At 40.9% G+C, this 23318-nt stretch carries 19 protein-coding genes and 2 pseudogenes; 3 read left to right on the forward strand and 18 right to left on the reverse strand.

The window, feature by feature from the left end; all coding sequences use genetic code 11:
- Positions 1–42 precede the first annotated feature (42 nt).
- From ACRWSG_RS23360 to ACRWSG_RS23400, 9 genes are all read right to left on the reverse strand, one after another.
- Positions 43–183, reverse strand: coding sequence for a hypothetical protein (locus tag ACRWSG_RS23360; RefSeq protein WP_462167693.1), 141 nt, complete (start codon positions 181–183; stop codon positions 43–45).
- A gap of 268 nt (positions 184–451) precedes the next feature.
- Complete coding sequence (locus ACRWSG_RS23365) at positions 452–1045, reverse strand: single-stranded DNA-binding protein (RefSeq protein WP_036973818.1); 594 nt, start codon at positions 1043–1045, stop codon at positions 452–454.
- 170 nt (positions 1046–1215) lie between these two features.
- Positions 1216–1404 carry a hypothetical protein gene (locus ACRWSG_RS23370; RefSeq protein ID WP_199528639.1) on the reverse strand — a complete coding sequence of 63 codons (189 nt, stop codon included), beginning with the start codon at positions 1402–1404 and terminating at the stop codon, positions 1216–1218.
- A gap of 79 nt (positions 1405–1483) precedes the next feature.
- Complete coding sequence (locus tag ACRWSG_RS23375) at positions 1484–1801, reverse strand: hypothetical protein (RefSeq protein WP_462167694.1); 318 nt, start codon at positions 1799–1801, stop codon at positions 1484–1486.
- Positions 1802–2367: 566 nt separating this feature from the next.
- On the reverse strand, positions 2368–4200 hold the full coding sequence (locus tag ACRWSG_RS23380; RefSeq protein WP_285222127.1) for a UvrD-helicase domain-containing protein: 1833 nt from the start codon (positions 4198–4200) through the stop codon (positions 2368–2370).
- Between the two features lie 8 nt (positions 4201–4208).
- Entirely contained in the window at positions 4209–6152 is a 1944-nt protein-coding gene (locus ACRWSG_RS23385) for a hypothetical protein (protein ID WP_462167695.1), read from the reverse strand.
- A gap of 173 nt (positions 6153–6325) precedes the next feature.
- Positions 6326–10072, reverse strand: coding sequence for a conjugal transfer protein TraG N-terminal domain-containing protein (locus tag ACRWSG_RS23390; protein WP_462167712.1), 3747 nt, complete (start codon positions 10070–10072; stop codon positions 6326–6328).
- A gap of 151 nt (positions 10073–10223) precedes the next feature.
- Positions 10224–11192, reverse strand: a complete 969-nt coding sequence (locus ACRWSG_RS23395) for a hypothetical protein (protein ID WP_462167696.1) — start codon at positions 11190–11192, stop codon at positions 10224–10226.
- A 13-nt stretch (positions 11193–11205) separates the two neighbouring features.
- Positions 11206–11922, reverse strand: coding sequence for a hypothetical protein (locus ACRWSG_RS23400; protein ID WP_462167697.1), 717 nt, complete (start codon positions 11920–11922; stop codon positions 11206–11208).
- 183 nt (positions 11923–12105) lie between these two features.
- On the opposite strand from ACRWSG_RS23400, the gene ACRWSG_RS23405 reads away from it, so the two are divergent.
- Positions 12106–12654 (forward strand): hypothetical protein, encoded by a 549-nt coding sequence (locus tag ACRWSG_RS23405; protein WP_138599705.1) that lies wholly within the window; start codon positions 12106–12108, stop codon positions 12652–12654.
- A gap of 198 nt (positions 12655–12852) precedes the next feature.
- Here ACRWSG_RS23405 and ltrA read toward each other — a convergent pair.
- A pseudogene (ltrA, locus tag ACRWSG_RS23410) lies at positions 12853–14325 on the reverse strand (group II intron reverse transcriptase/maturase).
- An 848-nt stretch (positions 14326–15173) separates the two neighbouring features.
- Between ltrA and ACRWSG_RS23415 the strand changes: the two are divergent.
- The gene (locus ACRWSG_RS23415) at positions 15174–15677 is read left to right on the forward strand and encodes an HD-GYP domain-containing protein (RefSeq protein ID WP_462167698.1); all 504 of its coding nucleotides are present in this window, start codon (positions 15174–15176) and stop codon (positions 15675–15677) included.
- A 340-nt stretch (positions 15678–16017) separates the two neighbouring features.
- Here the strand turns inward: ACRWSG_RS23415 and ACRWSG_RS23420 are convergent, their stop codons facing one another.
- Together ACRWSG_RS23420 and ACRWSG_RS23425 are read right to left on the reverse strand one after the other, a co-directional pair.
- Entirely contained in the window at positions 16018–17289 is a 1272-nt protein-coding gene (locus tag ACRWSG_RS23420) for a HipA domain-containing protein (RefSeq protein ID WP_462167699.1), read from the reverse strand.
- 2 nt (positions 17290–17291) lie between these two features.
- Positions 17292–17567, reverse strand: a complete 276-nt coding sequence (locus ACRWSG_RS23425; protein ID WP_199530303.1) for a helix-turn-helix domain-containing protein — start codon at positions 17565–17567, stop codon at positions 17292–17294.
- Between the two features lie 230 nt (positions 17568–17797).
- Here ACRWSG_RS23425 and ACRWSG_RS23430 point away from each other — a divergent pair, with 230 nt between their 5' ends.
- Positions 17798–18097, forward strand: coding sequence for a hypothetical protein (locus ACRWSG_RS23430; RefSeq protein ID WP_199530302.1), 300 nt, complete (start codon positions 17798–17800; stop codon positions 18095–18097).
- Between the two features lie 188 nt (positions 18098–18285).
- On the opposite strand, the gene ACRWSG_RS23435 is transcribed toward ACRWSG_RS23430, so the two are convergent.
- The 6 genes and pseudogenes from ACRWSG_RS23435 to ACRWSG_RS23460 form a co-directional block, all read right to left on the reverse strand.
- Positions 18286–18450 carry a hypothetical protein gene (locus ACRWSG_RS23435; protein WP_462167700.1) on the reverse strand — a complete coding sequence of 55 codons (165 nt, stop codon included), beginning with the start codon at positions 18448–18450 and terminating at the stop codon, positions 18286–18288.
- Positions 18451–18833: 383 nt separating this feature from the next.
- Entirely contained in the window at positions 18834–19862 is a 1029-nt protein-coding gene (locus tag ACRWSG_RS23440; protein ID WP_349239474.1) for a low temperature requirement protein A, read from the reverse strand.
- A gap of 171 nt (positions 19863–20033) precedes the next feature.
- Positions 20034–20432: pseudogene (locus tag ACRWSG_RS23445) on the reverse strand (DDE-type integrase/transposase/recombinase); the annotation flags it as partial.
- Positions 20432–21439 carry a zinc-dependent alcohol dehydrogenase family protein gene (locus tag ACRWSG_RS23450; RefSeq protein ID WP_199530301.1) on the reverse strand — a complete coding sequence of 336 codons (1008 nt, stop codon included), beginning with the start codon at positions 21437–21439 and terminating at the stop codon, positions 20432–20434. The pseudogene ACRWSG_RS23445 and the gene ACRWSG_RS23450, both read right to left, overlap by 1 nt.
- 22 nt (positions 21440–21461) lie before the next feature.
- Positions 21462–22469: a zinc-dependent alcohol dehydrogenase family protein gene (locus ACRWSG_RS23455; RefSeq protein WP_285222131.1), complete on the reverse strand. Its 1008-nt coding sequence runs from the start codon at positions 22467–22469 to the stop codon at positions 21462–21464.
- 74 nt (positions 22470–22543) lie between these two features.
- Complete coding sequence (locus ACRWSG_RS23460) at positions 22544–23302, reverse strand: SDR family oxidoreductase (protein ID WP_253109291.1); 759 nt, start codon at positions 23300–23302, stop codon at positions 22544–22546.
- Positions 23303–23318 lie beyond the last annotated feature (16 nt).

The raw sequence follows: 23318 nt of genomic DNA on the forward strand, positions 1-23318 counted from the left end.
GAAAATTCCCTTGCTGGGTTGGTAGATAGGTTGAGTTAGAAGTTAACCGTGGAAAACGCGGTTTGACTCTTGATATAAACGGCTTGCGCGAATAGCTAACTTGTTAAATCTATTACGTTTTGCTCGTTTAATTAATTTGCGCTCACGACGACGTAGATATGCGCCGATTGACTTGTTATTCATAAGCTCCTCCAAGTTAAAAAGCTGAAGGACTAACCTGTGAAGGTTAAACCCTCAGAGATTAAGACAAGCAACGAAGTTGCTTGGTGTGCACTCACAAAATAGATTTTTGCTTTTCAACTTGATGTTGAGAGTGCGTAACTAATATTCAACTTTAACTGCCATAGCAGAGTTATTCGCGAGAAGCGAAAAGGTATTATGAATATTAGAAAAAACAAAAGTAACATCCTTGTCATGCAAATTCCTAGGCTAGGAAACCTTATCTAGCTTGTTATTGTTGACTACCGCCATACCCTCCTGGTTGAGGTTTAGGAGCAAAACCGCCCTGCGATTGCGGATAGTGTATTGGTGCGCTCTGGTCTTGCTGGCTGCGCTGATAGTTTTGTGCATTATTTTGCTGTTGACTATGATGCTGAGGCGCACTTTGGTAGTTTGAAGAACTATTTTGTTGTGGGTGACCATTTTGTTGGTTCTGATTGCCAATTAAGCCAGAGGCTTTTAAACATTCCACTTCAACTTTTCTAAGATGTTGAATTAGCTCGATAGCTTTAATCTTTGTTGAAGAGCGGTTTTGCCCACCATTATCAGTCCACTTTTCTTGAACAAGTTTTCCTCTTAAAGTTACTTCGTCCCCTACTTCAATAGCTGGTTTAAAATTCTTTAAAAACCGACTATCCACTTTGACATCAAAAAAGTAAGTTCTGTCAACCCACTCACTTTGTCCGTTAGGTTCGTTTGACTTCTTAAAGTAGCCGTCATCACAAGCAATTGTCACAGTACCAAAATACCCATCTTGACCATTTCTAATATCAAGACTCGCGACTCTACCACCAAGCCTTGCTGAATTATCTTTTGCAGTACGCATATATAAGCCTTTTATAAAGTTATAAAATCATCACAACTGATGTAGATATAATTACATAAAGAAAATATCGCGCGACTTAATCAAAAATAACGGCAATATTCACCGTAACCCTTTGAATAAACTCTAATATATAAAGCCCATTCAGAGAGTAAGGTTTACCCTACTATCTGTTAAACATCCCATTCACATACAAAATCGCTTTCGCCAATTAAGCCACTAGAAATGGCCTTTTGCTTTACAGCTGATAGGTAGTCTGGTTTGTCTAAATGATTAACATCAATCTGTTTTATCTCACCCGTGAATAATGTAAGTGTTGATGTTGATTTGTCGAAAATATGAAAAGCGGAATCTTCAAACATAGGTTTCTCCTTATTGGTTATACCTAAGCATCCTGCTTCAAGCTGCATAGGTATAACCAGTAAGGAAATTCACAGGGAGCTAATGCTCGCCTGTGAAAGTTGATTTAATCAGTGGATGACTCATATTTGCTTCAACAAAGAATTCAAAATTAACAAGGTTCATTCCAAGAATATTACTATGTGAAATACTCTCATCTGAAAACCTAATTTCACCGGGAACAGCGAATACTTTGTCTTTGTTGAATATCTCAGTTGCTATTTGACTAACATCGTTATGTGTTTCAGCTGTTGCTAAAACTTTTAACGTTAACCTGTCATATACAATGCAATATACACTCTGAATCTTTAACTGATTGTGATTGTTGTAGCCCGAGTAGGTTGGAATTAGTTTATTCAAATTAACCCCAGCTTGAACTAGCTATTGATAGAATTGGCTTAACGATAATGCTGTGAATTTTGATTGCAACATATGTGCACGCCAGTAATATAAGAATGATATCCATAATCTCCTCCAATGCATTTGACCGAAAACGCAGAACTAAAAATAAGTAGATCTGTATAGCGGTCGCATCGAATGAGATTTCGATTCCTATACAGAAGAGTATCCCGTATAGGAATTGGTTAGGTATTTGTGAAAGAATCACTTCAACCGTCTTAATACCAAGAAGGTATTAACGCTGAGATTTAACTTCAACAGCTAGAAGCCACTTTAAATACCAATAGGCATAATTATGCATAGTGCAAAAATCAAAGACCTAAAAGGTAAAGTGGATTGAGAAATCATTATTGGAAATTTGTATTCCGATAATGACTCAGAGGAGTGGTTGTGACGTTGATAGTCTGTGTTGATTGATTAACCCTAAAGGCTGAACCTTTAGGGTTATAATCAATATAATTGCTTATAAATTTTTAGTCAACAATACAAAAGATTAAATTTCCAGAAATAAGTCAAACAACATTTGATTAATCGTTAGTGTAGTAAATCTCTTCGATAAACTCGCTTGGAAAACAAACATCATTAATATCTGATGTTATTGGCAGGCTATATTCGTAATCTTTTTTGAATAGTGCCAATTCACCCACATCCTTTAAATCATCAATATCAGCCTTATTTAAGTAGCTATGAATAAATAACCGTTGCTCAGCGCGTGTCATCCCAACAAACAGCAAACGTCTTTCCTCATCGATTGGTGACTGCATATTTGGCATTGTTTCATGGATAACATCAAAAATAGCCACATTAGTCCACTCTAGGCCTTTAGAGCCATGGTATGTGGTTAAAGTTACTACTGATTTATCAATTTCAGATTTGCTGTTTTGCTCTTTAATTTTATCTGAGTAAAGCTTAATTCTTTCGAACCAAGAGCCTGTTTTGGTCTTGAGCCCTTCAAGAAGTAATGTTTCAACAGCGCATTTATTCAGCTTGTCGCCTTTTGAGCGGCGCTCTATGATGAAATCAATCAACAAATCAATTCTGGTGTTTATCTCTTTAGAATCATGAGTATTTTCAAATAAATAATAATTTGAATAGAACATTTCAAAAGCCGTTCCATTAATTGATTGACCATAATTATTTAGATATGACTCAATATCAGAATTACTCTTGATACTTTCAGAAATTAAAGGAATTAGGTTCTCATCCTCTTTTAAGTACCCTAAAACTTCTGACAAATGGTAGTGTGCAAACTTATTTAAAAGATAAGAACACAGTTTAATTACAAAATCACCAGCGCTTGTTTTAAAAATACTTGTTTGATTGTTTCTTGAATACGCTACTTCATGTTCTATCAGAAACTCTTCTATTGAGTCCAATGCAACATTAGTTCTGCTTAGGATCGCCCACTCACCATCATATTTACTGTAGTTCTCCAAAAATGTTAACAGCATACTTTTTTTAAATTTATGTATGTATGTTTTAACAGTGCCACCAATTTCCTTCCCCGAAACCATACCTTTGGGAATTCTATCTTTATTAAATTCTATTAGATTTTTACTGGCATCTATTATTTCAGGTCTACATCTAAAACACTTTGCAAGCATATGAATATTGGGTTTAAATTCATCTTTAAACTTAAGCATTGTTTCATAACTTCTAGCGCCTCTCCATGAGTAGATACTTTGATCATCATCTCCAACAGGTGTTAGATTAATCCCTCCGCGCCCCTGCAGGGCAATCCACTCATATTGTAGTAAATCTGTGTCTTGAAACTCATCAATCATTAGGTCTGTACAATTTAATAGCGGTATTTCCCCACTTAAAGTTCCTTCTACCGCGCGCCTGGTTGCGTCATCTAAGTCATAAAGGTGGTTCTTTATCTTTAACTCTTGATAACATTCTTTAACTAGCTTAACAGCGTCTTTATCAAACCCTTTTTTTTCATCTAATGGCTGATCATTCAAAATGCTCGTAATGTCATTGAATGTTACTTTTAACTCCGGTAGTAGGTGCTCATTTTCGATGTAATTCTTCAACCTATCAATAAAGTTGAAGTATGTTGCTCCAATTAGTAGCTTACCTTGCATGAGTTTCTTTGTTTGGTTAAGAAACTGCCTGTGAAATGTAGTTACAGAAACTCTATTTATTGATGATTGTGGAAGAGCTATTTCCAACCTTTCTTGCATTTCGTTGACGGCCGCATTTGTAAATGTAACGAGAATAACCTTCCTGTCATATGATTTTTTTAGTACGTTTTTTACTTTTTCAATTAATGTTTTTGTTTTACCACTACCTGCTGTAGCAAGAATCAAAGAGTGATTATTAACATCGTTAGCTGCTGATTCTTGCTCTAATGTCATCGTCAATGTTAGCTCTCCAACGTTCTTTTGATTCGTAATGATTCAGCTATGTAATTATTTGCCTCTAGATTGTCAGCCAAATCTAATAGCTCTGCTTTTTCTTCCTTTGTAAATGAGCTCAAATTGGAATTTGTACCTAGAGACAAGATATTTTCCGCTTTTAATAATGCATCATTGCTCATTTCTGTATTATCAATAACTTGCCTTAATCCAACCTCTTGTGACTCGGTCCTAGTGACTTCACCACCAGCTACAGGATGTAGGCCAGAAGGGTTTCTCTCTTCAAATGAATTTTCTCTATTGCTAACCATCGCTGCTTCACCAGCGTTTGTTTCATTAAAACTTAGGTTCTCAGAACTAGAGTTGTTCACAACTGAACTTTCATCTGAGTTAGATTGTTCAAAAGACTCACCTTTCTGAGAAGAATTAGAAGCAATTAACTGTGATTGAGTCTGCACATTATCACCGCTTGTGTCAGGTTTTAGACTAGGCTCAGCAACAATAGAACCACCACTTGCCGATGCCTGAAGGTTTTCTGATTGGTCTGGACTCACAGGACTGCTTTGCAACTCTGGACTAGCTGTGCGGTCACTTAAACCGCTCTCACTATTTAACGTACCGCCAGTATTTACCGATGCCTGAAGGCTTTCTGATTGGTCTAGACTCACAGGACTGCTTTGCAACTCAGGACTAGCTGTGCGGTCACTTAAACCGCTCTCACTATTTAACGTACCGCCAGTATTTACCGATGCCTGAAGGTTTTCTGATTGGTCTGGACTTACAAGGCTGCTTTGCAACTCTGGACTAGCATTGCGATCAGTCGAACCATTCTCACTATTTAACGTACCGCCACCACTTGCCGATGCCTGAAGGCTTTCTGATTGGTCTGGACTCACAAGGCTGCTTTGCAACTCTGGACTAGCATTGCGATCAGTCGAACCATTCTCACTATTTAACTTACCGCCAGTACTTGCCGATGCCTGAAGGCTTTCTGATTGGTCTGGACTCACAAGGCTGCTTTGCAACTCTGGACTAGCATTGCGATCAGTCGAACTATTCTCACTATTTAACTTACTGCCAGTACTTGCCGATGCCTTAAGGCTTTCTGATTGGTCTGTACTCGCAGGGCTGCTTTGCAACCCTGGACTAGTGGTACTGCCAGTAGAACCAACCTCACTATTTAATGTGCCGCCATTACTTACTGAAGCCTGAAGGTTTTCTGATTGTGTGCCCACTAAAGAACGACCTGAATCTGTAGTATTCGGATAAGAATCATCTTTTGTGCCAGAATATTGGTAGGTATCAATACGATCCCTTGAATCATTGCCTGCAATCGATGACTCTTTAGATAGAACATTCCCGCTTTCATCTTTACCAGTACTGTTAACCCCACTATTTACCTCACTTGGCTTGATAGGGGTTTCTTCTATTTCTTCACCACGGTTATTATCAACTGATAAGCTTTTTGGTGTTACGCTCAGTGCGTTCTGTTGTGTGACAGAGCTCTTATCATAATCACTTTCATTTACAGACTGTTGCGGCACTGAGGCTTCGCTTGAATTAAGGCTGTTTACAGGTGGATTTGCTTCTTTAGTACCGGCATCACTATAATTCGGTGTGAAGGCAGTTGTGATCGCTTCACTTAATGTTCTTTGTGCTTCTGGAGCTGTGCTTAGTAAGTTGTTTATTGTAAGTAGATCTCTCATGTCATCATGAGAAAGATTTCTTGGAGTATCGCTTGTGCCATAAAGGGCGTTCGAGGCAAACTCCTTCGCTTTACTAGAAACACCTTCTGAGTGAATTGCGTTATTAATTACTTGGCTTTCATGCTCCTTAGATACACTTGATTCATACCCATTTTTAGTTTGCTCATCTGAAGTAATAGAAGCAATTGTATTTGTTAGTGTTTCTGCCTCGCTATCTTTACCTGCAATTAAAAGTGCATCCCTCATCTTATTCAGATCTTCCATTGCTTCAGGGGTGATGTTAGTAAAGTCAGGAATACTAAATTCTCGACTAGAAACTTGTGCTGATTTAAAATTATCTAAATTTCAATCATTAAGTTCCTTAAAGCTAACTCCTGATGTATCACCAGTTGCATTAAAGTTTGCTAACGCATATTTAGCTATCTCTTTGGCATCTTGGTCATAATTTCCTTTGGTAATACCCTCAACAAGACCTTGTCACTAGGTTTCGATCTGTTTTCAGTTCGATCTAAATTTTCTCTCTCATTTAATCCAGCAAACCCAGCCATTGAGCTAGCTTGAGAGTCGTAGTTTACTGATTCCAAACTACCTTTTTGACTTGGCTCGTCTTTATACCTTGATGGGTTGTACTGAGGTTCTAAACCTAACTGTGGGGATAACTCATTTAGCGCTTCTAAATGACGAGCGTATTTAGCATCATTAATACCTAAGAAACTATCATCTCCTTTCGTGGCTGCAATTACGTCCTCAATTTGACCGTCATCAAGGTTTGCCAATGCTGAGTATGCCGCAATTAACTCACTACTCTTCAGGGCATTATTAATTGATTCATTCTCTCTCATCTCCTGTACAGCTGAGATATTTTCTTGAGCATTTCTGTAAGGGTTATTAGGTAGCGTTGAAGCAAGAAGAGCTGAGTTTGAATTTAAACTTTCATTGAAGGCAGCTAGAGACTCAGGGCGCATTGCTGTTTGAACAGCCCCAGCATACATTAGTGTTTCATTTGGAGATAAGCGTTCACCATTAATAATCGAACCTTCACCATTTGCTGCGCTAGTTAGTAAGTTTCTAATAGCTTCTGGTGTATTGTTTGATAAAACACTAAAACCCATTTCAATTAGATTCGAATTAATACCTTCACCATTACCAGACTTCTTAAACTCATCCGTAACAGCCTCACCCACTGAAGAGGTGAATAGTGAGCCAATAGAACTAACTACACCGCCAGATAATTCATTAGATTCTGAGCCTAATACTTTTAATGATCCAAATGCATGCGCTAAATTATTTGCATTTTTATCTTCTGACTCAGAAACAACATCCTCACCCTTAGCTTTAACAGCACCTGTACCAGATGCCCCTCTACTACTAACCTCGTTTTGAGATTGCTCTTTGTGTTCAGCAAATGCTTGTGCATTACGCTCATTATTGAACATGTTTGTTGGATCAGTCTTTATGCCACTATTTACATCATTACTTAAAGTGTTGGTGTCTATGCCAGTATTATCTTCAGGTTTTGGAATATGTGAATTATCACTCGGTTTATATCCATTCAATTGGTCACTAAGTGAAATTAGGCTCGGCGCTTGTAGTGTTTCACCTAGTTCTCTCATTAAGCCTGCAGAAGCTCCTCTTTCGGTATTAGCTTGTTTTAGTGCTGTAACTCCAGTTGAAAGAGGAAGTTGGTTACCATTATGATCAGTAGACAGCACTTCAGTATTTCCAGACATTCTTGCGATTGCATCAGTAACCGTATTGGCCAAAGCAATATTATTTTTTTGGCTTTCTGGTAATCTCGCGTTATCACCTTTATTTACCTGCTCTTTGTGGTAGTCGAACCTATCTCCCAGCTCAGAAATTAAAGCACTTCTCTTGTCACCAGATAAACTATTTAAGCCTTCATCACCAATCAAACTACCTAAAAGAACATGCTGCTGCTCATCTGAAAGTGTTGAAACAATTGAACCGATTGATGCTTTATTTGCTCCTGTGGTTGAGTTTTGAACCTCACCTGCATTCATTTGCGTCATTACTTTTGAAGCGGAGCTAGCTGTATTCCCCTCAGCTTCAAGGGCTTGAGCTTGAAGCATATTTGTATGAGCATTTGTAACAGCTTCCTGTCGGGAAACCGCCTCTTTACTTGCAACTGAGTTATCACTGCTCGATGATTGAGCCATTTTTACTGCATTCCCCCAGTTAGCTTTTATCGATTCAGAAACTTGTGCACGTTCGTCCTCTGACAATCTTTCTGAGGCGCCTACTTGCTTTTGTGATGCCGCTTTTGCTGTGATCGCTGCTTTCGCATCAGCACCTAAACCAAACCCTGCTATTGATGGAGCCCCCTTTGCTACCATGCTTGCCGAGCCCTGTAGTACGTGATCATATGCATCAGATAAACTCATGTTATTTTCAGTTGCATATGCTGCGGTTTGTGCCGCTAAGAAAGCTTCGTCCTGTGATAATTGTGAACTATCCACACTCTCAAACGACTTTCCTTGTTTATACCCTTTGATTGAATCTAAAGTAGCAGATTTACTATCAGTGGCAGTTTTTTGTAATGTTTGGCTAGCGGCTTCAGTATTTGCCAATTGAGTATTTCTAGAGCCAATCGCTGACAACTCAGCTGATGACTGTTTAAGGTAACCCGAGGCTGGTCCTGCGCCACCCGGATTAATACTTACATCATTTCGTTGTCCACCATTCAGTTGAGCTTGGCTCCATTGCCCATATGAGGAATGAACATCACTGGCTTGCATAGTAGTATCACCTTGACTTGCTTTACCTCCATTTGCAGATGTTGTGACATCAGGTGACAATTTCTTGGAATCAATATTTGTATCAGGAGACGTCTTATTAGATACACCCATCATGGTGTGAACACCCCTATGCAGTATATATAAAGTGAGCATTGGAACTGCAGCAGCCAAACTACTTGCCACTGCAATAAATGATTCGATTGTTGACATGCTATGCCCCCACATACCAAATGTGATTGCACTTACACCACCGCCACCAGCTGACACTGATGTGAATCGACCTTGAATAGCAAGTAAAGTAAAAAGGTTAACCGCACTCATGGTTACCGGCCACAAGTTAACCCACACAGTTACCCCAAAGAACATAGCAGCTGATTTCATAGCTTCAGCACCCATTACAAGCATGATTGCAATAACTGGGATCAAGAAAAACACAAAGGCCTCAATGAAGGTTGCAAAACCAATTGATAGCTCCAAAGCTAGGTTTCTATCCGCGGCCATTTGGTAATGTCGCTGAGACTTTGTTTCTATTAAAGTAAGTTCAGAGCGGAGCCCTTGCATATCCCCACTTTTTGCAGCAGCTTCAGCAAAAACATTTGATAAATACCTTCCCGTCGCTAAATGATATGCATTCATTGTCGCGCTTAATGCAGAAATCGATTCCGCACCGGCTTCAACATCTTGTGGTTTTACATTTTCTTTCTGCAAAAACCTGTCAGTCATCTCTCTGAAACTTGAGCTATCAAAGTAACTTTTGAGCTTCAAGTATGCGTTTGGGCATGTTAATAGCTCCATGGCAGGAGTGTCTATTTGAATATAAGTGCTTCTTGATGGTGTATTAATTCTTATAGACTCAAGGAAGTTTTCCATTGGGGCTTTTTTTATTTTGTCAGCATTTAGCTCAGCGTCATTGCCACCAACTTGAAGATCCCAAATTACACAGTCTTGAAGGTAGTTCATTGTAGATGTTTTGATTCTGTACCTTTGGGCATTAACGCCTGAATCTAGTTCTTCAGAGCCCATATATCCAAATTTATCAAGCGCCACTAGCGCTCTCATCGGATCGAGAAATTGACCAGCCTGATAACCATCCGGTGAGGCGAATGAATCTTCATAATCTCGTGAAAGCCCATACATTCCTGAGGTCATCATTGCAATAACAGCTGCTATGCCAGGTGCATCATTCACATAATACACATCTCCTGTTCTTACCGACTCAATAACAACATCTACTTTAGAAAATGGACCACACAAGACCATGAACATGCAAAGCCCAATAAACCAAGATAGTACTGGGTTAGAGTTTGGGTTGATCCAACTTTTTACTACAAGAGTCATCAGTGAAAGTAGAGCTGTAGCACCTATCAAAATATGCAAAGATGAAAAGCCAAAATCAAACATTCTTCGAATACCATTAGAACCTCATACATGAACGCTGTTTCACCGATTGAGTAAATTGTAAAATCCATAAAAAAAAGCCAGAAAATTGAGTCTGGCTTAATCTTAAAATTGAAAAAAATTTTAAAAGCGTGATTTTCAACTGAATTTCAGTATTTTTTGATTAAAATACCTTTTTCTCAAAATAAACGCTTATATCCCCAATTTTATGGTCTTTGTAATAGCTAATATTTATCGAGTTACCCATCATGCTGACAGATACGGGAAAGGCGGGCTCTTCTGTAGACATTAAACCTAGAAAACCATTCTGATTAACAACGTAGTCTCCATGTGAATTTTTTACCGGGTTAAAGTCGCCGTCGAGTAATGCAGTCTGCCCCTTTCTAAAAGCAAACAACTCACTTAGTGTTACATCAAAAGCAAACGTATAGGGCAAACAATCAATTGTTTCTTTTGGCAGTATATTGACTGCTCGATTACTCATTGAACCATCAGTCACGGATACTTGTTCCAAAGATTTTAGCCACAACTTACGGTAGTCTGTTCGATTAAAGATATTTAACTCTGACCCTGGTAAAAATGACAAAACATCTATTGGAATTAAATTTACTTTTGCCGAACTATTCTTGTTATGAATAAAGTTTACATCTAGGACAGCTCGATAGAATTTTACACCTGAAACCTCTATCACAAGAAAAAAGTAAGGCTTGCCTCTCGATAAATCATCTACGCGATTAATATAGCTGTTTCGTACTCCATAGTAGTTTTTCGGACCCCAAAACCAATCATTGAACTCAATACCATCGTAGTCCCCTTCACTAATTAATTCATCAAAGCTAAGGTGCATTGTAACTTGCTTAACATCTGCAAACGGATATTGACTGAAAGGTGATGCCTCAATATTCCCCATATATTCTTCAGATAAATTGGACGTCTGCCCATTTAATACATTTTTGAAGTTCTCTATGCTTTCTCTGTATGCATCCCACATATTTGAATAAGGCAATAAGTCACTATTATAGTCTTTTACTCTCACTCTAGACTTTTGCAATTCGGATAGTAGTAAGTTTTTAGTAAAATCAATTTCTAAAACTTTTGGAGATAACCCAGTCAAGAGCTGGAGTGTTAGCATCGATACGCCTACTTTAAATTCTGGTCCAGTGTGCAGTTTTTCCAATCGATGGAAATTGAGGGTTTACATCTAACAGATTTGAATCAAGCTGCGCACACTCTTCATTTCGAATATTTACTCCATTTGAGATACTTTTACGAGAGTAACTTTGGGCTGCAACTAAAGCGCGGATGTTCAATACTTCTGAGAGCTTAAGGCCACCATAAATCATTTGGTCTTCACTAATTTGAGGTTCTTTGATTTTATAGTCTGATATTGTCACTAGGTTAGATAATTTGCTTTGGATATCAGCAAAGAATTTATATTCAAACACCTTTTCTTTGAGTCTTTTTTTCATTGATGATTGTTTTGTTTCGACGCCATTAAACAGAAATACTTCGTCATAAATCCTAATAGTATTCTTATTAGCCATTAACTCAGGACCTTCAGCTAACTCAAAAGTAGCCGTTGCATTAAGGGTACTTTGCTCTTGCTTAATGTTTAGCTCTTTAAGTTTTGCCCTTATATTCGGCAATAATTGATTGCCGCTTATAACATTCGTGTTGAGGTTTACTTTTGCTTGCTCCACAGCTTTTTTGTGAAGTAAATACTCTATTACTTGTGCGTCGTACTCAGTGGTATTATCGAGCGTTAAATTGACACTAACCTTTTCTGCACCATAAGCACTCCCGATCGCATGGAATACAATCGATATAAAAACCCCATTTGCTAGCGCTTTCAATGAATTCATTAAAACAATCTCCAATAGCTAAAACTGTATTAATCATTTCATGAATTTCATTTCGCGCAGATGTTAAAAACAAAACTAAATATCAATTTTTTACAATAGGTTATGAAAAAATCTCATTGTATTTTTTATATTCTTACAAACCTGCATTCAATAATTTATACTTTTCACTTTGGAGGGGGATTTATGAAATTTGTGTTTTTACTAGTCATTTTAGTATTGAGCCATAGCGCTCATGCGGCTGATACTGTCAGAGTTATCAAGTTTAAAACTATCGGCCTCACGGTTAATGAGTACAACATTGCAGATTTAATATATAAAGAAGCAGCTCAAAAGCTAGGCGCTTATTTCATTGTTAACAATTCTCAAGCGGGTGTATCAAGCTACAGCGAGAAGGCCAACATCTTACGACCTATTTCTGTAAGTATTGTTGACTATACAATCGAAGATAGTGAAGTGATTGCGACCATACGCTACGATCATGCAGCTTTAGAAGTTGTAACGGAGAACTACAAGTTATACATGAGGAACAAGAAAAATTCCGAAGAAATAGTTAACGCGGAGATAACTGAATTTTGTCAAAAATTCTCATCTAACTATTTAGAAATCAAGAACACTCTTTCTAGCTCAGAATTCAACTATTCAACAGCCCCTTCAAAGGATGATGAGCTCCTTAAACTATCAAAAAAGTCTGACTCTATAAGTCAGTTATTGATTAATGAATGTAATTTATAAGAAATCTTTTAATACTTCACTTTAACACCTATTTCCAAAAGGGCGGCTTTATGCCAATAGCTAACCTTCAAGCGTAACACGTTTCTGTCGGATAGACGACACCTGTTACCAAGTGTCGCCCTCCTAAGAACCGTACGTGCAACTTTCACTGCATACGGCTCAAGCCTTCACGAAGGCACCTAATTGGTACCCAGCAACTTATAAAGCAGCGAGATTAGGTTCATTCCAAGAGTTGCGGCATTGCCTCTTTGCTTTTCTCTTTGCCAAGTATTCTTGGTATAAAGGATCAAAAGGCGTAGCTTCACTCCTGATTTTCACATGTCTCTCTATTGGCACCTTAGCTATTTGAAATAGATTAAACTGACAATCCATATTCATGCTCTTCTGCCAACCGTGAAATTGCCATTAACATCGACGGTTGATAAAGTACTTCATGGCGATCCAAGTTTTTGATTTTGTTGGATGACGCCTTTTAGCCCAATGCCATAACGCTAGAAATAGTTTGTGGCTCACATATCCGAATACTTGTTTGGCAACGCAATGGCGATAGTAATTCGACCAACCCCTGAGTTTCGGATTTATCAACTTGATTAGATCGTTAATGGGGGTGGTTGCGTGCTTTTTAGTGAGTTCGCGCAAGTTACTCAGAAATATTAACGTGTTAGATTTACTCGGTTTAATGAGCAGCTTTCCTTTGTACTTCCTATGGTTAAAGCCTAGGAAGTCAAAACCACGGCTAATGTGAGTAATGTGCGTTTTCTCTTCGGAGAGCGTTAAGCCTCTGTGTGCTAAGAAGTCAGTAATCAACGGTTTGATATCGTTCTCCAGCACGTTCTTTGAAGTGCAAGTGACGACGAAATCATCAGCGTATCCTATAAAGTTGGCTCTCGCCCCATTTTTAAGTGCGGTGGACTTTATGCGTTGCTCAAGACCTGCAAGAGTCATCAGCATCAAGGTTGGAGATATGATCCCGCCTTGTGGTGTTCCCTCGTCAGTGCGATAGAACAGCCCTTTGTCCATAAAACCAGACTTTAACCATTGTTCCAACATTCGTTTATCTACAGCTATATTATTCATAAGCCATTGATGCCCAATCTTGTCGAAACAGGCTTTGATATCTCCCTCAAGAACCCATTGCGCGGATTGCTTTTTACTCAAACAGAGAAAACACTGAGCAATAGCATCAGCAGTGCTTCTATTGCGCCGAAAGCCGTAGCTATTTGGGTCAGCAAGTGTTTCTGACACAGGCTCTAGTGCAAGAAGATGAAGCGCTTGTAGCGCTCTATCGACCATGCACGGGATACCCAAAGGTCTGAGCTTGCCGTTTTTCTTAGGGATGTAGATACGCTTGAGCGGTTTGGCTTGATAAGCCTTTCTGCTCAATTGATTGACTGCTTTCATGCGGCGCGTATCCGTATTCCAGATGACGCCGTCTATTCCGGGCGTTTTACTGCCTTTGTTTTGTGATACTCGCTTAACAGCAAGAAGTCTTGCCGAATGCGAGTGAGTCAGTATCCACTGCAACGCTTTCGCTTTGCCGTGTTTACTTTCTCTTGTTGCTTTTGCAATACGCATCTGAAGCTTTAAAACGTGTGACTCAACAGTTTTCCAATTTATGGATTGCCATTGAGCACTGTCAGGAGAGGCACTAATCTCTTTTGAAATCATCATTTGCGTTTCTCCTTGAATAAAGTTCTTCAAATTCTCTTGCAAAGGAAGACCAGTCGGAAGTCAGCTCACTTTCGTGCCAGACAGACGTCTGTATCTGCATCATTACAATCCAGCCTTTGCTTTCTCCAACATCCTCTACCTGCATCACTATCGGCTATATAAGCTTTCCCAAAGGGAGTGATACAGGCTTACCGTGTTCCGTATGTTGCGCAATGTCAGGTTAGATGCCCGCTATAGTGCGGAGAGTTCAGTGATCACGAAAGAGCATGGGGCAATCTCTTTCCGACTCTCGTGCCTTTTGGCTACAGCGTATTAACCACTTCCGCTGTTTCATCGTATAACGCACCTTACGCGGATTCACTTATGTTCATCATACTGACTGCCTAGCACTCACCCGATTTGTGGTTATCAGGAGGATCGTCCTCTCACGATTAAGATCCCGATTGGCGCATACCAACCTTCGTTACATTGTCAGAGCCGCTACTTTATTCAGGCTCCTAGGATCATCTGGTGATACAGATGGTTCACTCATTAAGCGGTGAACAGCGCTTCATACGACTTCACGTCGCACGCCCCAAAACGTGTTTAGGCGAATGCCTCAAAAGAGCGATAACCGGTCATTGAGGATGGCTAAATTTAGGGCTAATTAATAGATAAAGTTGTGTCGTTTATTCATATAGTCAAGCAAACGAGCAACGCGTATATCCTACATTTAAATTTATTTAAAATCTTGAAATACCCTCGGTTATTTGCTGGAATGTGGATAGATGAGCTTGAAGTCAGCAAAAATATGCGTGATGAGCGCACTATTAAATTGTTAGGCGTTGCTGAACAAGGAGAGATATTCAATGGCTTTTGCCCTCGCACCAGATCAAGAAAATGCTTACCCATCACTCATTACGGCATTGTGCGCGCGCGATGCGTATACTAGAGGCCATTGTGACCGCGTCTGTGCGCTTGCGTTGGAAGTGGGGCGTGCGGCCGATTTGAGTGCCCCCTCATTAGATGACTTGCGTATTGCCAGTCAATTACACGACGTGGGTAAGATTGGAGTTCGTGATACTGTTCTCTCGAAGCCTGGAAAGCTCACACCTGATGAAAGGGAAGAGATAAAGGCTCACTCGGTTATCGGTGAGAGAATAATTAGTGAGACATTCCTGACAAACAGAGACGAGGTCGCGTCTATTGTCAGACATCATCATGAAGCATTTGATGGAAGCGGATACCCAGACGGACTGGCTGGTGCCGATATTCCCCTGAGTAGTCGAATACTTTCGATCATTGATGCGTATGATGCACTGACGACTAGCAAACGCCATACCGCATGGCTAAATCGCACCTTGAAACTATGAATATCTTGAAGCATGAAGTGGACACGAAGTTTGATCCAAATATTTTTTTGTTGTTTACAAAAGTCATAAAGGCCAGTTCGGCACGTGCCTCGTAAACGCTCGTTCCTAGAATACGGTGAACGCTGCCTAAAAAGTCTCTGCAGATGACATTTGATCCGCCACCCACTTTTTTGCTAACGCAAAAGCAGGCGTTGTCTCAAATGCACCTGAGCTCAGGCGTTGCTAATGTCTGCAAATGGCACAGAGCCGACCTTCGGCTCTAACTCGTTTTTGTCCAAAAACAATTTTGGGGCTCAAATGAGTTGGTTTCTCATACTTCAACTTACTTTAGTTGATGCAACTAGCTAATTCTTAACCTTTCCACCATTTCATTTAAAACTTTATATTGTATCTCCCTTAGCATACGTAACTCTACAGCGCGTGTAGGAGTAGTTGGCATTTCTAGGACTTCTTTGTAAAGAATCTCAAATACACCTTGAATGTTTTTAACCATGGAATCTAAGTAAGTTGCAGCTCCCTTGTCTGGCATGCCAATTTCATTTGCAAAAGCCAAAACATCATCTCGCCTTAATTCATCAAATGTTTCTTTTCCATTTATCGGTATTGATAATTTTTGCTCAAGTGGTTTAGTCCCTTCTTGCACATATATTATCGTAGACAATAAATCATAAAATGGTGTCAGCTGTGGATCCCCATCCCCATAATAAAAGCTAATATTTTTTAGGTGTGCATCACCGTTTCCTATAAGAAAATTAAAAATAACCCAGCGATATAGCTTTATTGTATCTTGTGCCTTAGTCCGAACTTTGCCCAATATCTTCTTATAAATTTCAACAGTTGAAGCTGCATATTTAAAATCTTTACCAAAACTCAATAGTTGACACGCATCAATAATGTGTCGACGCTCTTGATTCGGGTATTTACCATACCGGTCAAATCTTTCAACTAAATAGATAGGCTCAGGTACATACAATAACTCCACTTTTGGTACATCTATACCCATCATTTTAGCAAGCCTCATAACAAACCACTCATTACAAGTCGTTTGCCAATAATCATCAGGCTCTGAATGATTTGGTTTCAATATATGAGTGGAAGGCGTACCTGCATTACCTTCAAAAAAATCAGAGCCTTTTTTTATAACTAGCATTTTATATTGTGCCCCAGCGAGTGACATCCTACTACCTTGTCTCTTATTCAATGGTGCTTTAGGGAGAGCTTTTATCCTCTCTGAAAGAGCAGATAATTCTAGAGGCTCAGCACTTGGATCTGGCAAGACACCCCCCTTAGGCAACATTATTAAGGCACCAGCGGACTCAATACCTGACACTTCTAGTAATGCAAATGAATCGTAGTAGTCAACTTGCGCATCTTTTGCTAATAATTTGCGCGCGTTTTCTTCGGGTAAAAGATTATCAAAAAAGCTCTGAACAGGACGTTTAGTACCTGTGTCTAACGTCATTTCATTTTGAATTGGTATATCCGGTGACAAGGAGAAGTTTTTATCTGAGTTAACCCACTCTTGTGAATATTCAAATGCCCAAAAACCATTCACATCCTTTAACTCACCCATTTTTTTTGTACTTACAAATACTGTGAGCGATCTATCCATTATCAAACTATCTCACTAATGCGTTTGATTAGCTTCTTTTGCGCTGAAGTATCTGATGGAGGCAGCGCGAAGTCTATTTTCATTTCAATACCAAGTGACTCCATCAAATCAAATAACCTGCTAACGGACAATGAACCACTCCCCTTTTCAAAGTCACCTACCGTATTGATACTATTACCCGAAAATTCTCCAATTGTTTTTTGGTCTAACCCTTGGCTTTTTCTAACAGCTGATATTAATTTACCTAATTGCTTTGCTGAACTAACAGATATTTCCATTTTGATCACCAAAATTCACAGATATTTATGAATAATAGAGGGATATAATCAACAGGGCAACAAATTCACAATACTTAGTGAAAAACCTAGAGTTGCAGTAAAAAAAGCAAAAATTCACAATATTTTGTGAAAATTTGAATTCATATAGATACTAAAGATTGACTAGATAGACTCACAAGGAATAGAATAATAGGTACAATTTAAGAAGGAACTTAAATAGGTTTTTATGTATGACCAAAATCAAAATTAATAAAATTAGAAGTTTATCCCATCTAATGGTTTTATTGCTTGTTACTTTTGCATTGATGCAAATTTCAACATCAGTAACAATATTTACCTCAATTCTTGTTTTAATCTATTTGGCGTTCATTCTTTCCTCAACAGTTAAAGCTTATTCCCAAGGAATTTATTTTAAAGCTTTCAATACAGAGAAGTTCTATTCAGCAGAAGAGATTAAAGAGGGTGCAATTCCATTTCTTCTATATTACTGGAACGACAAAAATAGCTCATTAAAGTCATTATTCAAATGAAGATAAAGTGATCTAATCCAGTAAAACTGGACACTACATTAAGCTACGTTTAATTGTTCAATATTTAAAGTGCCACCAGCGAAACGTACAATCCCTTCCTTTTTCTGAAGCTCGTTACATTGACCTCGGTATTCTATGAAATTATCCAGAAGTTCAAGCAAGTATAGCTTGAAGCCAGATTCGGTGACCTAATCAAAAATCTCATCTTCAAGAGTCCAAGATGTTCCGCTTAGGCGGTCTTCGTCATCTTCCGCACGAAACACTCCCTCACCCGACACCTTCACAATGTCAGGGTGTTGTTTTGAAAGCATAGCCAAGCGAGTAGATTCAAAGTTTGGATTGAAATTAGGCATTATTAATTTTCCTTTTATCATAAATTCGATATATGTCAGACTATCAGCTTTTCCTTTTGCAGCAGCCTCCTAAGTCTGAAAATAGTAAAAAAAATCAGAGCAAATTGCGCACACGTTGAACAGAAAACATAAGAGGCACAAAGTGCCAAATTGATTACCTTAAGGCACATTACGTTCATTAAAGTAACCTGAATAGAACATTATTGGCTCAGTTATTTTAGAAGGGGCACGCCATGCGGGAGGACACACGGCTAACTGAGGACGAAGCGCCGACGGACAATCACTGATCACGAAAACAAAAAGGCCGGCTTAATGAGCATAAGAAGAGCGCATCAAATCCCTGACGGCTATCTGTCAAATTGCATGGGCATAGCCATGTTCCATCACAGCATTTTATCAGACCGGCGCGTATCTCTTACCGCTAGAAAAATCGGCACACCAATCTGCGAGAACAGCGCTAGGACCCAAAGCCCGTTGCTGACAATCGACGGTACGAGGGGATGAAAGGCTAGCACAACCAGCGCCATGACAATGCCGAACAGCCTCAGACCGGCGCTATGGTAGTTGTCGGCGGCATCAGCCACAGTTCGACGCAGCGCCCATAGCGAAGCTAAAAAAACCGCAAGGCCGACCGAGCCAAGCGCGGCGTAGCCGGGCGGATAAGGCTCCCACAGGCCGACGTAGACTTCTCCGGCCAGCGCAACGCCAATCGTCACCGCACTCCACAAAATCGCGATGTGAGCAAGCCAGTATCTCAGAAGCACGGCACTGGTGCGGCTCTTCGGTTTTGCATTGCCGGCGCAGTCGAAATAAGTCCAGGCCAGCGCGAAGAGGGACAAGCCGCCCATGGTCACATTGAACATCGTACCCGCGCTGACTTTGTAGACGCCCTTGTCGGCCAGCGTGACCACCAGCTTAAAGAAGCCTTCACCCAGCAAGATCAACATCAAAAGGCCGAAGCGCTCCGAGATGTGTCCGAGTTGAGGCACAAAGCGTTCGAAGCGGAGCGTGCCTACGCGCGGCAGCATGTACTGCAGCTGAATTGCTGCCACGCCGGCGGCAAACACCCAGTAGGCGACCGGTGTGGGCAAAAAAGCCGACAGTGCGAACACCCCGGCCAACACGAAAAAATTCCGCCCCTGTTCCTGCGCCAGCGTATTGCCCGCGTTGTCGGTACAGCGCGCCCGCCAGTAAAGATAGGCCGTCAGCGCCCGATTCAACGCATAGCCCAGCGCGAAATACGTCCAGCCTTCACCTCCCACGTCGGGAATTGCCGCCGCGATGGTCATCATCGTGACAATCTTAAGTGCCATCACCACGCGATGCGGCATGTCTGTGGAGATATACAGCGAGTTATAGACCGAACTGTCTGCCCAGGCATAGAAAATCGCCAGGAACATTCCCGTAAACACCCAGAATCCTTGCTACCCCAGATGATGGGACAGGTAATTCCCCAGAATGAAAATTGTCACTACATGGACCAGATCGAAGAAAAGTTCCACCCAGTGCACGTGGTCGTGGGTTTCATCGACATCCATGTGATGGCGTGGTCGCCGCCAGAGAAGATCGTTAATTACCATACACTACCCCTTTGTCTTATTGTTCTGGCGGGGGTTCTCCCCCGTTTCTACGGACGGTTTAAAACGTTTGTAAACTACCGGTCTTGATTAGCTACTCTAAGTCGCATTCTTGGATTATGAAACAGCTCGATGTAAAAAAATATATCGGCACAATGACCGACAGCGTTCATGCTCCCCAATAAGTCATTGCTTTTTTAAGTACCGTTGATAATCGCCGCTGGTAAATTACGTTCCACGATCCGAATGCAGTATCGCCTGTGTCGCTTCAGGACATTGCCAGACAGCCATCTCCACCGCTCGCAGAACCATTTTTCTATCCTGCCGGTGATGTATTAACCAGCCTACAACGACATGGTTAAACAGATCCAGCACAACACACAGATAAAGTTTTCCTTCATCTGTTAATCAAGTACGACCACTATTTTACCAATCTGCTGATTTGACTCCAGATAGTGATGCGCTGCTACTATCTCTTCAAATTTAAAGCTTCGATCAATGACAGGCTTGAGTGTTCCTTCGGATAAACCCGAATGGATAAATTGCTTTGCTCTGCGAAAACGCTCGATGTCTTTTATAACTTCAGTAAACACATACCCCCTAACTGTCAGACTTTTACGAAGTGCTATTTTTAAGGGAAAAGGAGTTGTTTCGGGACTTAATGCTCCGTGTACTATTATTGTTCCTTCAGGGCTCATTGCTTCAGCAATTTCAGCTATCTGCGGCCCACCGACAGCATCAAATGCGATTTTTAAATTGTTTACTCCCAAGATGCTTCTCAAGCTATCCAGTAGCGGTTCTTCTTGGGTTGCAATCACATGGGCCGCGCCAGCCTTGAGCACAGCAGCCTTTTTAGCTCCTGTTAGAGTTGTAGCGATAGGGATACCTCCCAGAGAATTCACAATTTGAATCGCAGCCAATCCAACACTGCTCGATGCGGCGGTTATCAGTACTGCATCGCCTTTTTGCACGTTAGCAATTTCGACCAAAGCGCCATAAGCTGTCAGGTACTGCATCCAAGCTGCTGCGCCTTCAGCAAAGGTTAGCCCTGCTGGTTTGAGTGCCACATATTCACTTGGTACGACAATCTCTTCTGCGTAGCAGCCATTCTGAGAAAGCCCCATCTGAGGGACAATGCAAACCTCGTCCCCAAGGCGTAAATGATCTACCTCTTCCCCGATTTCAATGACTATCCCGGATGCTTCATAGCCGATTCGCGAAGGGAAGTCAGCCTTTTCTATATAGTTGCCTCGCCTAAACATGGCATCAGCACGATTGAGGCCAACAGCTTTGACCGCAATACGAACATCAGTGGCCTGCAAACTTGGACTCGCCAGCGAGTCAATAGTTAACACCTCGGGACCACCTAATTCATGGAAACGAACAGTTCGAATTAGTTTTCTTGGGCTCATATGCATCCTCAACAATGGCTTTTTAAGCAATTACATCAATAACTACTTTACCCATGGATCCCAACTCTACGGCATTATGTGCATCCATTGCCGTGTCTAGGGAAAAGCGTAACGGATCGAGTAGTGGCTTAATTTGTCCAGCTTCAACGAGAGCCGTAATTTGCCGCAGAATGTCACCATGATGTTTGCGCCCCTCTCCGCTGAGCTGTGGGTGTAACACAAAAATCGCTGACAATGTTGCAGAGCGCAATGACGACGGTGCCAGATTATGTGAGCTGAATGCAGCACAGCTTAAAATATGTCCATAATGTGCAATGATACCTAATGAGGCATCGAGTACAGCTCCACCGACAGTGTCGTAAACGATATCGAATCCTTTGCCTTGGGTGTATGCGTCCACGTAGTCAGCAGGGCTTACAGTGTGATAATCAATCGGCGTGGCACCTAGCGCATTGAGCAGTTCTTGTTTTCCAGTCGATGCAGTGGCATAAACGTCGGCACCTAAGGCCTTAGCAATTTGCACAGCTAAATGTCCAACTCCGCCAGCTCCACCTTGGATAAGGACTTTCTGGCCCGCTTTAACATTCGCCTTGTCAACCAAACCTTCCCAAGCGGTAAGTGCAACCAGAGGTAAAGCCGCAGCTTCACGCATGGACAAATTTTTCGGTTTGAGAGCAAGTAACTCAGCATCTACGTTGGCATATTCAGCCAATGATCCTTGCAATCCTCGCACTCCGCCAGTCAGACCATAAACTGCATCGCCTACTGCAAAGTCGGTGACGCCGTCGCCGATAGCAACAATTTCTCCAGCTAAATCGGTGCCAAGTACTGCGGGTAATTCCGGCATGGCATAAGGAGCGATACCTTGGCGGATCTTGTAATCAATAGGGTTGACTCCACTTGCAAATATTTTTACTTGCACCTGACCTGCTGATGGAGAGAGAAAGTTAATCAGGGCATCCTGGAATACTGTACCCTCTTCATAGCTATCTAATACCAAAGCACGCATTTGTCTGTTTAACGCTGTCATCAATAACCCCACATACTGAATATTCAGCGGGTGGTTAAATCACCCGCTGGTTAATAGATCTTTTATTAAACGAATTAAAATTCTTGAACAGTTGGGCGCAGAACAATCTCGTTGATATCCACATCCGCAGGCTGCTCAATTGCGTATGCGATAGCACGAGCAACAGATTCAGATGGAATTTCATTTTGCTGATAAAAATCTTTTACAAAGGCTGCACCCTGAGTATCTGAACTTCCATGTTTTAATTCAGATTCGACTGCACCTGGTGAAATGATTGTTGAACGAATTTTACCCCCAACTTCATGGCGTAAGCCTTCGGCAATAGCGCGAACAGCGAATTTGGTTCCGCTATAAACCGTGCCGCCAGGACTGAATACTTTGACACCCGCTACGGATGAAATATTGATAAAGTGGCCTGTTCCCTGAGCCTGAAAAATCGGAAGTGCTGCGGCTACTCCATACAGCAGACCTTTAACGTTGATGTCAATCATGCGATCCCATTCGTCAACTCGAGTCTCAGCTAACGGTGCAATCGCCATTAACCCTGCATTATTGATAACCACATCAACTTTACCGAAGCGCTCTTGTGCAAGATTTACAAGGGCCTTCACTTCGTCCTGGCAAGTCACATCTGTCGCTTGAACCGCAACTTTTCCGCCTGCTGAGCGAATGTCAGCAGCAATAGCTTCAAGCTTCTCGATACGTCGGGCACCTAAAACAACAGATGCGCCAAGGCTGGCTAAATGTCTTGCCGTGGTCTCGCCTAAACCGCTGCTACCACCAGTGATAACAACGACCTTACCGCTGATGTTATTTGCTAAAACACTGCTCATAGTTAATATCCTCAAA

The sequence above is a fragment of the Pseudoalteromonas sp. GB43 genome (genome assembly GCF_054923805.1).

Excerpts from the sequence above, each read along its gene's own strand:
- ACRWSG_RS23360 (WP_462167693.1), bottom strand. The coding sequence starts at position 183 with ATGAATAACAAGTCAATCGGCGCATATCTACGTCGTCGTGAGCGCAAA.
- ACRWSG_RS23365 (WP_036973818.1), bottom strand. The coding sequence starts at position 1,045 with ATGCGTACTGCAAAAGATAATTCAGCAAGGCTTGGTGGTAGAGTCGCG.
- ACRWSG_RS23370 (WP_199528639.1), bottom strand. The coding sequence starts at position 1,404 with ATGTTTGAAGATTCCGCTTTTCATATTTTCGACAAATCAACATCAACA.
- ACRWSG_RS23380 (WP_285222127.1), bottom strand. The coding sequence starts at position 4,200 with ATGACATTAGAGCAAGAATCAGCAGCTAACGATGTTAATAATCACTCT.
- ACRWSG_RS23385 (WP_462167695.1), bottom strand. The coding sequence starts at position 6,152 with ATGAGGGATGCACTTTTAATTGCAGGTAAAGATAGCGAGGCAGAAACA.
- ACRWSG_RS23395 (WP_462167696.1), bottom strand. The coding sequence starts at position 11,192 with ATGCTAACACTCCAGCTCTTGACTGGGTTATCTCCAAAAGTTTTAGAA.
- ACRWSG_RS23400 (WP_462167697.1), bottom strand. The coding sequence starts at position 11,922 with ATGAATTCATTGAAAGCGCTAGCAAATGGGGTTTTTATATCGATTGTA.
- ACRWSG_RS23405 (WP_138599705.1), top strand. The coding sequence starts at position 12,106 with ATGAAATTTGTGTTTTTACTAGTCATTTTAGTATTGAGCCATAGCGCT.
- ACRWSG_RS23415 (WP_462167698.1), top strand. The coding sequence starts at position 15,174 with ATGGCTTTTGCCCTCGCACCAGATCAAGAAAATGCTTACCCATCACTC.
- ACRWSG_RS23420 (WP_462167699.1), bottom strand. The coding sequence starts at position 17,289 with ATGGATAGATCGCTCACAGTATTTGTAAGTACAAAAAAAATGGGTGAG.
- ACRWSG_RS23425 (WP_199530303.1), bottom strand. The coding sequence starts at position 17,567 with ATGGAAATATCTGTTAGTTCAGCAAAGCAATTAGGTAAATTAATATCA.
- ACRWSG_RS23430 (WP_199530302.1), top strand. The coding sequence starts at position 17,798 with ATGACCAAAATCAAAATTAATAAAATTAGAAGTTTATCCCATCTAATG.
- ACRWSG_RS23435 (WP_462167700.1), bottom strand. The coding sequence starts at position 18,450 with ATGCCTAATTTCAATCCAAACTTTGAATCTACTCGCTTGGCTATGCTT.
- ACRWSG_RS23450 (WP_199530301.1), bottom strand. The coding sequence starts at position 21,439 with ATGAGCCCAAGAAAACTAATTCGAACTGTTCGTTTCCATGAATTAGGT.
- ACRWSG_RS23455 (WP_285222131.1), bottom strand. The coding sequence starts at position 22,469 with ATGACAGCGTTAAACAGACAAATGCGTGCTTTGGTATTAGATAGCTAT.
- ACRWSG_RS23460 (WP_253109291.1), bottom strand. The coding sequence starts at position 23,302 with ATGAGCAGTGTTTTAGCAAATAACATCAGCGGTAAGGTCGTTGTTATC.